This window comes from Promicromonospora sp. CA-289599 (assembly GCF_050936155.1).
Taxonomy (GTDB): Bacteria; Actinomycetota; Actinomycetes; order Actinomycetales; family Cellulomonadaceae; genus Promicromonospora.
The window spans coordinates 4,564,243-4,576,612 of sequence record NZ_JBNJNI010000001.1 but is presented as its reverse complement, the minus strand read 5'-3'; the positions used below and the strand labels follow the sequence as shown (position 1 = coordinate 4,576,612).

General features: G+C 72.0%; 14 protein-coding genes. 6 read left to right on the top strand and 8 right to left on the bottom strand.

Features of this window, described 5'->3' with window-relative positions; genetic code table 11:
- Positions 1–34 precede the first annotated feature (34 nt).
- Complete coding sequence (locus ACQEVI_RS20380; protein ID WP_432902141.1) at positions 35–724, top strand: SIMPL domain-containing protein; 690 nt, start codon at positions 35–37, stop codon at positions 722–724.
- A gap of 112 nt (positions 725–836) precedes the next feature.
- On the opposite strand, the gene ACQEVI_RS20375 is transcribed toward ACQEVI_RS20380, so the two are convergent.
- From ACQEVI_RS20375 to ACQEVI_RS20365, 3 genes are read right to left on the bottom strand one after another with little or no spacing between them, the layout of a single operon-like run.
- Positions 837–1,157: a helix-turn-helix domain-containing protein gene (locus ACQEVI_RS20375; protein WP_432902139.1), complete on the bottom strand. Its 321-nt coding sequence runs from the start codon at positions 1,155–1,157 to the stop codon at positions 837–839.
- Positions 1,144–1,308 (bottom strand): type II toxin-antitoxin system RelE/ParE family toxin, encoded by a 165-nt coding sequence (locus tag ACQEVI_RS20370; protein WP_432902137.1) that lies wholly within the window; start codon positions 1,306–1,308, stop codon positions 1,144–1,146. The genes ACQEVI_RS20375 and ACQEVI_RS20370 overlap by 14 nt, the downstream gene beginning before the upstream one ends.
- 6 nt (positions 1,309–1,314) lie before the next feature.
- Positions 1,315–1,527, bottom strand: a complete 213-nt coding sequence (locus tag ACQEVI_RS20365; RefSeq protein WP_432902135.1) for a hypothetical protein — start codon at positions 1,525–1,527, stop codon at positions 1,315–1,317.
- 160 nt (positions 1,528–1,687) lie between these two features.
- On the opposite strand from ACQEVI_RS20365, the gene ACQEVI_RS20360 reads away from it, so the two are divergent.
- On the top strand, positions 1,688–2,164 hold the full coding sequence (locus ACQEVI_RS20360) for a TIGR03668 family PPOX class F420-dependent oxidoreductase (RefSeq protein ID WP_432902133.1): 477 nt from the start codon (positions 1,688–1,690) through the stop codon (positions 2,162–2,164).
- A gap of 27 nt (positions 2,165–2,191) precedes the next feature.
- Here ACQEVI_RS20360 and ACQEVI_RS20355 read toward each other — a convergent pair whose 3' ends face one another.
- Entirely contained in the window at positions 2,192–2,569 is a 378-nt protein-coding gene (locus tag ACQEVI_RS20355) for a VOC family protein (protein ID WP_432902131.1), read from the bottom strand.
- 93 nt (positions 2,570–2,662) lie between these two features.
- Here ACQEVI_RS20355 and ACQEVI_RS20350 point away from each other — a divergent pair, with 93 nt between their 5' ends.
- Positions 2,663–3,391: a TetR/AcrR family transcriptional regulator gene (locus ACQEVI_RS20350; protein ID WP_432902129.1), complete on the top strand. Its 729-nt coding sequence runs from the start codon at positions 2,663–2,665 to the stop codon at positions 3,389–3,391.
- A gap of 51 nt (positions 3,392–3,442) precedes the next feature.
- Here the strand turns inward: ACQEVI_RS20350 and ACQEVI_RS20345 are convergent, their stop codons facing one another.
- From ACQEVI_RS20345 to ACQEVI_RS20330, 4 genes are all read right to left on the bottom strand, one after another.
- Complete coding sequence (locus tag ACQEVI_RS20345) at positions 3,443–4,030, bottom strand: 1-acyl-sn-glycerol-3-phosphate acyltransferase (RefSeq protein WP_432902128.1); 588 nt, start codon at positions 4,028–4,030, stop codon at positions 3,443–3,445.
- A gap of 120 nt (positions 4,031–4,150) precedes the next feature.
- Positions 4,151–4,531 (bottom strand): DUF1232 domain-containing protein, encoded by a 381-nt coding sequence (locus ACQEVI_RS20340; RefSeq protein ID WP_432902126.1) that lies wholly within the window; start codon positions 4,529–4,531, stop codon positions 4,151–4,153.
- A 106-nt stretch (positions 4,532–4,637) separates the two neighbouring features.
- A complete protein-coding gene (locus ACQEVI_RS20335) occupies positions 4,638–5,321 on the bottom strand; it encodes a YdcF family protein (protein ID WP_432902125.1) in 684 nt (227 codons plus the stop codon).
- Between the two features lie 190 nt (positions 5,322–5,511).
- Positions 5,512–5,844 (bottom strand): helix-turn-helix domain-containing protein, encoded by a 333-nt coding sequence (locus ACQEVI_RS20330; protein WP_432902123.1) that lies wholly within the window; start codon positions 5,842–5,844, stop codon positions 5,512–5,514.
- A gap of 156 nt (positions 5,845–6,000) precedes the next feature.
- Here ACQEVI_RS20330 and ACQEVI_RS20325 point away from each other — a divergent pair, with 156 nt between their 5' ends.
- The 3 genes from ACQEVI_RS20325 to ACQEVI_RS20315 are packed head-to-tail and all read left to right on the top strand — an operon-like array spanning position 6,001 to position 12,292.
- Positions 6,001–7,518, top strand: coding sequence for a DUF3375 domain-containing protein (locus ACQEVI_RS20325; RefSeq protein ID WP_432902121.1), 1,518 nt, complete (start codon positions 6,001–6,003; stop codon positions 7,516–7,518).
- Positions 7,515–8,237 carry a DUF4194 domain-containing protein gene (locus tag ACQEVI_RS20320; protein ID WP_432902119.1) on the top strand — a complete coding sequence of 241 codons (723 nt, stop codon included), beginning with the start codon at positions 7,515–7,517 and terminating at the stop codon, positions 8,235–8,237. The genes ACQEVI_RS20325 and ACQEVI_RS20320 overlap by 4 nt, the downstream gene beginning before the upstream one ends.
- Positions 8,234–12,292 carry an ATP-binding protein gene (locus tag ACQEVI_RS20315; RefSeq protein WP_432902117.1) on the top strand — a complete coding sequence of 1,353 codons (4,059 nt, stop codon included), beginning with the start codon at positions 8,234–8,236 and terminating at the stop codon, positions 12,290–12,292. Before ACQEVI_RS20320 ends, ACQEVI_RS20315 begins: the two co-directional genes overlap by 4 nt.
- Positions 12,293–12,370 lie beyond the last annotated feature (78 nt).

Genomic DNA, 12,370 nt, shown 5'->3' with positions numbered 1-12,370 from the left:
GCGCAGGGGGTGGCGTAGTCGGCAGACTCCGCGTATGACTCGCATCGCCGTCGAAGGTCAGGCCACCCGTACCCATCCCGCGGAGCGGGGCACCGTCAACCTGCACGTCGCGTTCTCGGGCACCCTCCGGAACGACGTGGTGGACCAGGTGGCCAGGACCCACACCATCCTCGTGGACCAGGTCAAGGCGCACGTCTCGACGGGCGCCGCCGAGCGGTGGGACGCCGACTCGGTGCACTCGTACGTCTACGACGACCGGGTCAAGAACTCCCAGACGGGCGGCAAGCAGCGGATCCGTCGGTTCCGTGCCTCGGCGCGGCTGTCGGTCACGTTCCGCGACTTCGAGGTGCTGTCGACCTGGCTCGCCGACGTCATGGACGTCGACGGCGTCGAGATCGACCGGATCACCTGGAACCTGACCGACGAGACCCGCAAGGCACTCCTGGCCGAGGCCCGGATCGAGGCCGCCGAGGAGACGGCGGTGCGCGCGCAGTCGTACGCGGACGCCCTGGGCCTCGGCCCGGTCGCGCCCGTCGCGATCTTCGAGGCGGGCCTGCGCGGCGGGGGCAACAGCGGCGGTGGGCACGCCCCGATGTACGCGATGCGCGCGGGGATGATGTCCGACGGCGACGGCGGTGCGCAGGTCGAGCTCCAGCCCCGGGACATCGACGTCGACGTCACGCTGTCCGCCGACTACGAGGCGGGCGTGCCCGCGGAGGGCTGACCGCTCACGAAGACGACCATGAACCTGCTGCCAGACCAGGTCCGGACTGGCAGCAGGTTGATGGTCATGCTCGACGGCTCGCCATTCACGACCGCTTCGGCGGTCAGCCGGCTCAGCTCACCTTGAGCTGTTCGTCCCCAAAGTCGGCAACAAGGTGCAGCGTGCCGCCAAGCGCGGCGATGTAGCGCCGCAGCACGTCCTGGGTCGATACATCGCCGGCCTCGATCTGGGACACACGGGCGACGGAAATGCCCATCTGCGATGCGACCTCGGCCTGCGTCATGCTTCGCTTCAGGCGCATCTCGGCGAGCCGCCAGCCCCGCGACTCGTCGAGAAGCTTTCGCACCCGCTCACTGAAGGCTGCCTCGCCTCCGGCGATCTCGACCGCCAGGTCGCGGTGCCGTGTGTCCCGCCAGCGCTTAACGCCGTCCATCTGCAGCCTCCCTCTCACGCTCATCCAGGTACAGGGCATAGAGCCGCTCGGCCCTCGGGATCGCTTCCCGATACCAGCGGTTCCACTGCCCCGCCTTGTCACCGGCGACAAGCAGAATCGCCGACCGCCACGGATCGAAGCAGAACAGCACTCGGATCTAGGTACGGCCCCTGGATGGAGGCCGCAGTTCCTTCAGGTTGGAGATCGTCGATCCCACCAGGGTGTCCACGAGCGGGCGCCCTTCCATCGGACAGCCATCCTCCAGAACCTGTATTGCGTCGTTCACCAGTTGATACGTCTCACGATCTGACTCGCACAGCTCATCGAGAAACTCCTCGACGGCGTCCGTGATCAGGATCTCCCATGCCAAAGCGAGTTTCCCTCTTAAGAATATTCTTGATCTGCTCTCCAGGAGAGATTTCAGGGATCACGGGGCTTTGCAGCGCTTGAGAGCATTTGTTGCATATACGCAACGACCCGTCCGGTCACCGCGGAGACATCTCGTCGGCGCACCTCGGCAGAATGGCAAGGTGCGCCTCGATGCCAGCGCCTGCCGGGCCCGGTTCGCCGCGGCCCGGCACGCCTACCTCGCCACCGCCGACGCCGACGGTGCGCCGCACCTCGTGCCGGTGACGTTCGCGCTGCTCGACGCGGCGCACGGCACCCCTGGCGATGCTCCGCCTGACGCCGGAGCGGGCGCGCCGACGGGCGACGAGATCGTCGTCGCCGTCGACCACAAGCCCAAGACCACACGCGACCTGAAGCGCCTGCGCAACCTCGCCGAGAACCCGCGGGTCGCGTTCCTCGTGGACCGGTACGACGACGACTGGGCGCACCTTTGGTGGGTGCGGGCCGACGGCGCCGCCACCGTCGAGCACGAGGGCGAGCCCCGCGCGGCTGCGCTGGACGCGCTCGCCGCGCGGTACCCGCAGTATCACGAGCACCGGCCGGACGGCCCGCTGATCAGGGTGCGGGTGACCCGGTGGTCCGGCTGGGCGCACGGCTAGCCGGCCCACCCCCGCACGAGCGGCTCGTCACACCCAGTGGACGAGCTGCCACACGATCCCGTTGGGGTCGACGAACTGGCAGTAGCGCTCGCCCCAGGGTTCGGTCTCGGGCGACGTGACGACCTCGGCCCCGGCGGCGGAGATACGGGCGAACTCGGTGTCGACGTCCGCCACGACGAACGCGACGAGCAGGCCCTGGCCGGCCGGTCCGGCGATGCGTTCGGGCTTGAACGTACCCAGGCCGACGCGCAGGAACACGATGTTGACGCCCGCCGTGGGGTGCGTGAGCGCCGCGAACCCGTCGGCGGACATCGTCTCGGTAAAGCCGAAGTGCTGCTTCGCGAACTCTGCCGAAGCGGCGACGTCGGGCACGTTGAGGGACAGGGCGGTCTCGGTGATCTTCAAGCGGACTCCTCGCGTCGAGAATAACTCTGTACGGCGTACAACGTAGGATGATTGCAGAATGTTCCCGGCCTGTCACAGCGATTCTGGAGACCCATGCCCCGCGAGCTGATCGACCTGCTCTGGCGCGATCATCCGGCCGCCCCGCAGGGCGGCACGCGCGGCCCGCGGTCGCGCGTCACGACCGGGGCGGTCGTCGAGGCGGCCGGCACGCTGGCGGATGCCGAGGGCCTCGCCGCCGTCACGGTCCGACACCTCGGCGAAACCCTGGGCATCTCGACCATGTCGGTGTACACGCACGTGAACGAACGTGACGACCTGCTCGTCCTGATGGCCGACGCCGCCCACGCGCGCATGCCGCTGCCTGCCTACGGCGACGCCGGCTGGCGTACGCGCGTGCGCCGGCTCGCCGACGCGAACCTGGCCCTCCACCTCGAGCACCCCTGGCTGCTGGAGATCGACGACGAACGCACGGCGTTCGGTCCCGGCACCATCGCCAAGTACGACCACGAGCTGCACGCCCTGGACGCGCTGCCCCTGGACGACGTCGCCCGTGACGCCGCGCTCACCTTCGTGCTCGACTTCGTCCGGGCCTCCGCCCGCGCGCGCCGACGCGACCCGCGGGCCGACGAGATGCCGCAGATCTGGGCCCGGTGGGCCGGGCGGCTCACCGGGTACCTGGGGGACGACTACCCGCTGGCCCAGCGGGTGGGTGGCGCCGCCGGCGAGGAGATGAACGCGGCGTCCAGCCCCGAGCACGCCTGGGAGTTCGGGCTCACGCGCGTGCTCGACTCATTGACCCCGCCGGCCGATCGAGCACGTTGAGTGCTGGGTATTTGTCGACATACCGGACAGGAATCGACAGATATCCAGCACTCAGCTGGGTTCGTCCTCCGAGCGGAGGCGGGGTTCCGTGCGGTTGGCCGGGTTGACTCCCGACTTGTCCGCGTAGAACGCGCGGATCTCGTCCATGTCTGCGCCGACGTCGCCGGTGAGCTGGATGCTCGGCCCGAGCCCGGCGACCTTCGCCACGCCGTCGACGTAACCGAGCGTCACCGGAAAACCGGACTTGAGCGCGATCCGGTAGAACCCGGACTTCCAGTAGCCCGAACCGGCCCCTCGCGTGCCCTCAGGCGTGACGACCAGGTGGAACTCCTCGCCCCGTTCGACGGCCGCGAGGATCTCCTCGACGATGCTCGCCGGGTCCTTCCGGTCGACGGGGATGCCGCCCAGGGACCGCATCAGACCGGCCATGGGGCCCTTGAACCAGGAGTCCTTGATGAGGAACCGGATCTTGAGGTCCATGTCGAACGCGATGGCCAGCATGAGGAAGAAGTCCGTGTTGGACGTGTGCGGCGCACCGATGAACACCGTGGGCCGGGTCGGGGCGGGTTCCGAGCGCATCCGGTAGCCGGTGACGGCCCAGATCAGTCGTGCGACAGCCCGGCGGATGGTGCGTGACATCGTCGTCCTCGAGTCAAAGGTGGATCGGGTGAAACCTCAGGCAAAAACGCAGAATCTCAATTCTGACAGATCCGGCGAACGCCCAACGACCCGTCCTGCCGGCCCGTTCCCGACCAGGCGTCAGCGCTTGGGCCTGCGGCCCGGCGTCACGTCCTCGGCGGTACCCGGGATGGTCTTGTCCGTCGTGTAGCTGCCCGGTGTAGCGCTGCCCGACGGCGCGGCCCCCGGCGTCGTGCCGCTCTGCTTGGGGGCGCCCGAGGCGGTGCCCTCGGGGGCGCCCGGCTTCGGTCGGTGCTGCCGGAACCGCTGCACCGCCTTGAACAGGGTCGCGCCGGCGATGATGATCGCGATCGCGTCGTCGCCCAGGCCGAGCGGGCCCAGGAAGGCCTCCGACATGAAGTCGAAAGGGCTGGCCACGTACCCGGCGCCCGCGATGAACGTCAGGATCTCCTGCCAGGTGAACTTCCTGGGATCCTTGCCGCGCTTCTTCTCGTCGCCCATGCCCGGAAGGTAACGGAGAACCGAGCGACTCGCCAGGGATGTCCGAGTCGCCCGGTTCGTGACGTCTACCTCATTCGACGAGCTCGCACGGCCGACCGGCCCGCGGTCACACGTCGATCGGGCGCCGGTCCTCCACGAGCCGTGACGTGTACCCCGCGGCCACGAGGCGGTCGAAGGCGACCACCACGTCGTCCGGCACGTCCTCCTCGTGGGAGATGAAGCCGAGCTCCGCGTACAACGTGAGGCGCTGCGTCTCGCCGACCAGCATGTCGACCACCCGGTCGGCGTCACCGTTGGTCCGGACGTACGCGTCGAGCGGCATCGGCCGCGACACGCACAGCACGTCGACGGAGGGCCACACGAACCGGCACGTCGCGAACGCGCGCCGCTGCTGGTACGGGTGGGAGACGAGCAGCACGGAGGACGGCTCGATCCCGCGCTCGGCGAGCAGCTTGCGGCTCAGCTCGAGGTTCTCGCTCGTGTTGGTCGCGGCCGGCTCGACGAGCACCGCCGTACCCGGCACACCGCGGGCGATGGCGTGGTCGCGGTAGCCGAACGCCTCGCCCTGGGGGAAGGCGTCGATGGTGGTGGGAGCGTTGGCGCCCGTGAAGACGATCTGCTCGAACAGCCCGTCGAGGTAGAGGTCGGCCGTGTAGTCGGCCACGCCGAGGTCGTGACCGCCCAGGCCGATGCAGACGTCGACCGGTCGCGGCTCGTGCTGCAGGTCGTGGAACGCCCACAGCGTCTCTACGTCCTCCCGCACTTCGGCGGGGATCATGACGTTCGGCATATGACGACCATATTGCTCCGAGGAATGACCGGCACAACCTGAGTGTGGGTACGCGCCGGGATTCCGCGGTAATGGCGCGCTATTTCACTACCAGCAGGAACGTGCGGGCTACGCCGTCCACCGCAGTTCTCGCGCCCCCCGCGCAGACACCCCATGAGCACACAAGGTAACGGACAACGGCGAACCTGCTCTAGCGGTCGGGATCGTCATCGGCCTCGTTCCTTCCCTCGGCGGTCGCGGCCCCGACGACGTGGTCCTCGAGCTTGCCCGAGAACAGGTCGTAGTACTGCAGGTGCAGGTGGTAGCCGGCGCCCAGCGCGATGCGCCGGATCATGCCGAGCGTGGGCTCCACCTGACCGGACTCGATACGGCTGATCGTCGACGTGGGTACGCCCGCCAGCACTGCCAGCGAACTCATGCTGAGCCCTCGCTCGGCACGGATCCTGACAACGATCTGGGCTGCAGTGGTGAGCAAGACGCCCCTCCCGTCGACGCTCGGCCATCGAAACGTGCCATGACGCACGACAGGGCCTCCCGGAAAGTGAAGATCTTTTTTCCGGCAAGCCCTGTGCGGCTGACTCTATACGTCTATGGCCGTCGCGGCTCATCGACAGGGCAGGTGTAGCGGATTCCGCCGGGGGTGCCGCTCCGACACGTTGGCCTACTACTCTCAGCCCCCATGGGCACAGCGAGCACAGCGGGTGACGCGGCCGTGTCCCGGCAGTCCGCCGGGCACGGCTCAGGTCGGCGCGGCCAGGCGGCGCGGGGCGTACGCGCCCTCCTGCAGGAGCACCCCGCGTGGGTGCTGCTGCGGTCGAGGAACGCCGCGGCCGCCGTCGTCCTGCTGGATCGCAACCTCGGCGCCTCCCGCCGCAGGCTGCCCGTGGAGCAGCTCGCGACGAGGATCGACGACGACCTGCCCGAGCTGCGCCGCGCGGGTTTCGAGCTGCCCTACTCCGGCTACTTCTACGTCTCCGAGTGGATCGACGAGGGAGTGCTCGTGCGGCGGCGGGCCGCGCAGGTGGCGGGCGAACCGGGCACCGAGACCGTCGAGCTGTCCGACGGCGCCCTGCTCGCCGTCCGCTTCGTCACCCGGCTGAGCAGACCCCACCCGGCGGTGACGCCGTCCAGGCTCGGCACGATCCTCGACGGCCTGCACACGCTCGCCTCCGATGCAGACCCCGACCCTGAGACACGGCTCGCGTCCCTGCTGGAGCAGCGCGCCGCCCTGGACGCCAGGATCGAGCGCGCCCGCCGGGGCGACTCCGACCCGCTGCCCGCGGAGTCCGCCGCGGAACGTGCCCGCGAGATCCTCGCCCTGGCCGGCGACATCCCCGCCGACCTGGCCCGGGTCCGCACCGACCTGGAGCGTACGGACCGTGAGCTGCGGCGCCGCCTCCTGGAGTCCGACGGCTCGCGCGACACGTTCCTCGACGACATCTACCGCGGCGTGGACCACCTCGCCGAGTCCGAGGCAGGGCGCGGCCTGGTCGCGTTCCGCGACCTCCTGCGGCAGGCGGAGCACACGGCGCAGGACGACGTCGGCCGGGTGCTCGACACGGTCCACCTGGCACCCGCGGAGGCGTCGGCGCTGCGTCGCCTCCTGCCCACGCTGCAGGACGCCGCCGACGAGCTCACCGACACGATGGCCGGCCTGCGCCGCGCGCTGCAGCGCATGGTCCGGTCCGGCGAGCTGCCTGCCGAGCGCACGCTGCGCCGTCTGCTCGGCGAGGCGCAGGACGCGGCCCTCGCCGCCGCCCCCGACGTCGCGCCCGGGGCCGAGATGCGCCTCCGGCTGCCGCTGGGCACCGTCGCACCCCGCTCCGTGGGCGGCCTGCTGCCGCACAACCCGGGCGGCGAGGACGCGGAGGCCCCGCCCGCCGCGCCCACTCCCCCGCCCCGGGTCGTCTCGCTCCCGGCGCTGCGGGCGATGGCGCGCGACTCCGAGATCGACGTCGACGAGCTGCGCGGGCACGTGAACGAGCGGGTCGCGGCGGTGGGTCGTGCCACCGTCGCGTCCGTGCTCGCCGCGCACCCGGCCACCCAGGGCGCCGCGAGCGTCGTCGGCCTGCTGACGCTCGCCGAGCAGAACGGCGTGGCCACCGGAAAGAACGAAGACGTGAACTGGCGGTCCTCGCGCGGTGTCGTGCGACGGGCCGTACTACCCCAGCACCAGTTCGAGGAGCATGTCCCGTGACCGAACCCACCGTGACAGGAACCGGCCGGACGACGCCCGGCGCCACAGACCTCAGCAACGCCCGGCCAGGACGGCCGGCCGGCAGCGGCGCGTCGTCGGGCATCGGGAGCGGAGCAGGCCCGGACACCGGGAGCGACGCCGGTACGGGCGCCCACCTCTGGCCGGGTGACCACGGCACGCTGCCCGCCCCGGCCCGGCTCGCGCTGGCCCGTCTCGTCCGCGGCCCCTATCTGGCCGCCGAGTCCGACCCGGACACCTGGCGTGCGCTGCTGTCGCACGAGGACATGGTCCGTGAACGCCTCTGTGACCAGTACCTCGACCTGGTGGTCGACGCCGACGCGCAGGTCGCGTTCGTACGCGACGTGCCGGCGGCGGACGCACCGCAGGTCGTGCGCGAGCTGACGCTCACCTTCCTCGACACCGCGCTGCTGCTGCACCTGCGGGCCCTGCTGCTGGACTCGCCGGACGGGCGGGTCGCGGTCAGCCGTGACGAGGCGGCCGACCACCTCGGCCAGTACCGGCGGCGCGGCGGGGGCTCGCCCATGGACTTCACCCGGCAGCTGGACGCGACATGGGCCCGGCTGACCGAGTCGGGCATGCTGGAGCCGCTCAGCGGGGACCGGTGCGTGGTCTCGCCGGTGCTGCGGACCGTGTTCGGCGCGGACCAGGTAGCGGCGCTGAGCGCCGAGTACGCACGACTGGCGAAGGAGAGCGCATGAACACGCCCCACCCCGGACAGTGGCGCCTCGCGCGCGTCGAGCTGGTCAACTGGGGCACGTTCTCGGGGCACCACGTGGTGCCGGTCCCCCGTGCGGGGTTCCTGCTCACCGGCCACTCGGGTTCCGGCAAGTCGTCGCTGGTCGACGCCGTCGCGGCGGTCCTGACCCCGCCGGAGCACCTGCGGTTCAACGTGGCGGCCGCCGGCACGGGCGCGACCGAGCGCGAGGCGGGCGACCGCGACGTCGTCTCCTATGTGCGCGGCGCGTGGCGGCACCGCACCGACGAGAGCACGGGCGAGGTCGTTGCCGACCACCTGCGTTCGGGCGCGACCTGGTCGGGCATCCTGCTGCACTACTCGAACGGCATCTCGAACGGCACCTCGAACGGCACGGACTCGCCGGACTCCGCCGTGACGCTGGTGCGCCTGTTCCACCTGACGCGCGGGTCCTCGGCCCCGTCCATGCTGCACGTGGTGGTGCCCGACGACGTGGGGCTGCTGGAGTTCGAGCGGTACGTCCGGTCCGGGCCCGACGCCGCCGGTGTGACCGGCGCCTGGCCCACGGCGACGGTGAGCGAGCGGCACGGCCCGTTCGCCGCGGCGTTCACGCAGGCGCTGGGGATCGGCTCGGAGCAGGCGCTGGTGCTGCTGCACCGCACCCAGTCCGCGAAGAACCTGGGCAGCCTGGACGACCTGTTCCGCGGGCACATGCTCGACGAGCCCAGCACCTTCGAGCTGGCGGCGCAGGCCGTCGACCAGTTCGCGGACGTGGCGCGGGCCTACGCCGACATCGAGACCTCGCGCCGGCAGATCGAGCACCTGAGCCGGCTCGCGACCCTGACCAAGGCGTACGACGAGGGGTCGTCGGCCGGCGTGCGCGCGGCCACGCTGCGCGGGTCGCTGGAGACCTTCAAGGACGCGTGGAAGCTCGACCTGGCGCACGGCGCACTGGCGGACGCGCGGGCGGCCGAGGAGCGGGCGCAGCACCACCGTCAGGCGGCCGACACCGAGGTCGACGTCGCGGCGAACACCCACCAGCAGGCCGTCAACGTGCTCGGCGCCCGGGGCGGCCAGGCGCTCGCGACGCAGGCCGACCGCCTCCAGCGGGCCGGCGAGATCGCCGCCCTGGTCCGTACGCGGCGCGGCGAGCTCTCCACCGACCTGCAGTCCGTGGGCATGAACATGCCCGAGACGTTCGCGGAGTTCGCGGCACTCAAGGAGAAGGCCAGGTGGGAGCTCGGCGGCGCGCGACCGCTGGCCACCGGCTCGGTACCGACGCTGACGGGCGCCCTGCCCGCCGTCGCGCCCGCTCACTCGCCCGCTCATGCGACGGGGCAGGTGCCCGCCGTCACGGGCCCGGTCCCGTCGGCAGCCGGGGTCGCGACGGGTGCGCTGCCCGCCGTCACCGGCGCCGTCGCGACGGTCGGGCGGGTGCGGGCGCCCGAGTCGCTCGACGCGAACATCCGGGAGGCGCTCGCGGCGCGCTCCGTCGTCGGGCTGCGGCACGAGGCCGTCGCGACGCGGATCCAGGCGGTCCGGCAGACCCAGACGAACGTGCCCGCGGAGCTCGCGGCGGCCCGTCAGGCCGTGGCCGAGGCCGCGGGGCTCGAGATCTCCGCGCTCCCGTTCGCGGCCGAGCTGCTGCGCGTCCGGGAGGAGGACGCCGACTGGCGCCCCGTGATCGAGGGGGTGCTGCGACCGCTGGCCACCGTCGTGCTCGTGGCTCCAGCGCATCGTGCGGCCGTCGCGAGCGCCGTCGGAGCCGGGCAGGGCCTGCGCTACCGCGTGGTCGGCGTGCGCAACGACGCGCCGCGCTCCGCCGACGAGGCGTCGCTGGTGCACAAGGTCGAGGTGAAGGACGGCCCGATGTCGGGCTGGTTGCACCGGCGCCTGTCGGAGCAGTACGACTATCTGTGCGTGGACGACCCGTCCGGGCTGGACCGGCACGAGCGTGCGGTGACCCGCGACGGCCTGATCAAGCACGGGCCCGAGGAGATCGAGCAGCCGCTGCTGCCCGGCGTCGAGGACTGGGCGCTCGGCTGGGACGCCGACGACCGACTCGACCAGCTCCTGGAGCTCGCCCGGGCGACGCAGGCGCGCCTCGCGGAGGCCGACGCGGCCGTGGCCGACGCCGTCGCCGAGCAGCGTGAGGCCGTACGCCGCCAGCTCACGCTGCGCCACGTGGCCCGCCGCGAGTGGCGTGAGGTCGACATCGAGACCGCCGAGGCGGACCTGACCGACGCGCAGGCGTCGTTCGACCGGCTGCTCGACGGCACGATGGACCTGCTGCAGGCGTCGCAGGACGTCGCGGCGGCCGAGACCCGCCTGGACCAGGCCCGCGCGGCCGCCGCGGTGGCCGCCGACACGCTCGCTGAGGCGCGCGCGCACCGCCGGTCGCTGGAGCGCGTGGTCGCCGAGCTCGGTGACGCCCCGACCACCGCCATCCCGCTCGCGCACCGCGAGGAGCTGGAGAAGCGGTACGCCGCCGTCCGCAAGACGGTGACGCACGAGGTGATCGACGACGTCTCCCTCACCGTGTCCCGCACGCTCGACGCGGAGCGGGAGGCCGGGCTGCGTATCTCCGGTGCGGCCGAGCGGGAGATCGTCGGGCTGCTCGCCGAGTTCCGCCGCCGCTGGCCCGCCATCACGCGCGACCTGACGGCGCAGGTCGGCGACCGGTCGCGGTACCTGGAGGTGCTGGAGCGCATCCGCACCTCGCGGCTCCCGGAGCAGGAGGCGCGGTTCTCCGACCTCCTCACCGACCAGGCGCGGCGCGCGCTGCGCAAGCTCGCCGCCGAGATCCGGCAGGCACCCGCGGCGATCCGGGAGCGGATCGTCGGGGTGAACACGTCGCTGCGCCGCTCCCCGTTCGACACCGACCGGTTCCTGGAGATCCGCGTCAAGGAGCGCAGGCCCGCGGCCGTCGAGGAGTTCCTCGCCACCCTCGACGCCCTCACCAGCGACACCGAGCCGGAGTACGAGGTGCTGGAGCGCCTGGTGCGCCGCCTCGGGTCGAGCGATCCGGCCGACCGCGCGTGGCGCGCCCTGTGCCTCGACACCCGGCGGCACGTGCACTTCACGGGCGTCGAGGTCACGGCGGGCGGCATAGCGCTGGCCGTGCACGACTCCTCCGCCGGGTTGTCGGGCGGTCAGCGGCAGAAGCTCGTCGTCTTCTGCCTGGCCGCCGCGCTGCGGTACCAGCTGGCCGGCGCCTCGGACTCCGCGACGCCCGCCTTCGGCTCGATCCTCCTGGACGAGGCCTTCGACAAGGCCGACACCGCGTTCACCCGCACCGCCATGGACACGTTCGCGGCGTTCGGGTTCCACATGATCCTGGCGACGCCGCTCAAGCTGCTGCAGACGCTGGAGGACTACGTGGGCGGCATCGGCCTCGCGACCTGCCGGGAGATGCGGGAGTCGCGTGTGGACGTGGTCCTGCTGGAGTCCCCGCTGCCCGACGTCGAGCCGGTCGCCTCGCCGACCCGGGGCGGGGCGGGTGTTCCTGCGCCGGCCAGGACGACGCCCACGCCAGTCATCCCCGCGCGGTCGGTGGACGGGCCGACGGCGGCTGCTGCTCCCGCACCTTCGGCGGGCACGGCACCGACGCCGGCCGTCGCTCCGGCGGGTGGGTCGACGCCGGGCGGCGCGTCGGCGGCTGTCCCGTCGGCGCCGACACCAGCCGTCGCTCCGCAGGGTGCCACGTCGCCGGCAGGTCCGGCACCGGCAGGTCCGCCGCAGGCCGGTGTGGTCTACCCCGCTGCGCCCGCACCCCGCACCCCGGCTACGTCCGCTGACTCCGGAACGCCCACGCCGCCGCGCCGGGTGCCCACGGTGCCTCCGCCGCCCGCTTCCGCTCCGGTTACCGGGTCGGACTCGGGGTCGGAACCGAGGTCGGGCTCGGACCCGGAGCCGGCGTCGGACTCCAACGCGGCATCGGCGTCGAGCACCGCCGAGAGCGGCGGACCGGAGCCGGACTGGTCGGTGACCGTCACCCCTGAGGACCGGGACGACACGTCACCGGTCGTCAAGATCACCTCACGCCGCCCGTCTCTCTGATCCATGGGCTACGGGCCCGCAGCCCAGTGATTCGGCCCGGAATCGAGCGTTCTTCGGGCCGGATCACTGGGTACGCCG

Excerpts from the sequence above, each read along its gene's own strand:
- ACQEVI_RS20380 (WP_432902141.1), top strand. The coding sequence starts at position 35 with ATGACTCGCATCGCCGTCGAAGGTCAGGCCACCCGTACCCATCCCGCG.
- ACQEVI_RS20375 (WP_432902139.1), bottom strand. The coding sequence starts at position 1,157 with ATGGACGGCGTTAAGCGCTGGCGGGACACACGGCACCGCGACCTGGCG.
- ACQEVI_RS20350 (WP_432902129.1), top strand. The coding sequence starts at position 2,663 with ATGCCCCGCGAGCTGATCGACCTGCTCTGGCGCGATCATCCGGCCGCC.
- ACQEVI_RS20345 (WP_432902128.1), bottom strand. The coding sequence starts at position 4,030 with ATGTCACGCACCATCCGCCGGGCTGTCGCACGACTGATCTGGGCCGTC.
- ACQEVI_RS20340 (WP_432902126.1), bottom strand. The coding sequence starts at position 4,531 with ATGGGCGACGAGAAGAAGCGCGGCAAGGATCCCAGGAAGTTCACCTGG.
- ACQEVI_RS20335 (WP_432902125.1), bottom strand. The coding sequence starts at position 5,321 with ATGCCGAACGTCATGATCCCCGCCGAAGTGCGGGAGGACGTAGAGACG.
- ACQEVI_RS20325 (WP_432902121.1), top strand. The coding sequence starts at position 6,001 with ATGGGCACAGCGAGCACAGCGGGTGACGCGGCCGTGTCCCGGCAGTCC.
- ACQEVI_RS20315 (WP_432902117.1), top strand. The coding sequence starts at position 8,234 with ATGAACACGCCCCACCCCGGACAGTGGCGCCTCGCGCGCGTCGAGCTG.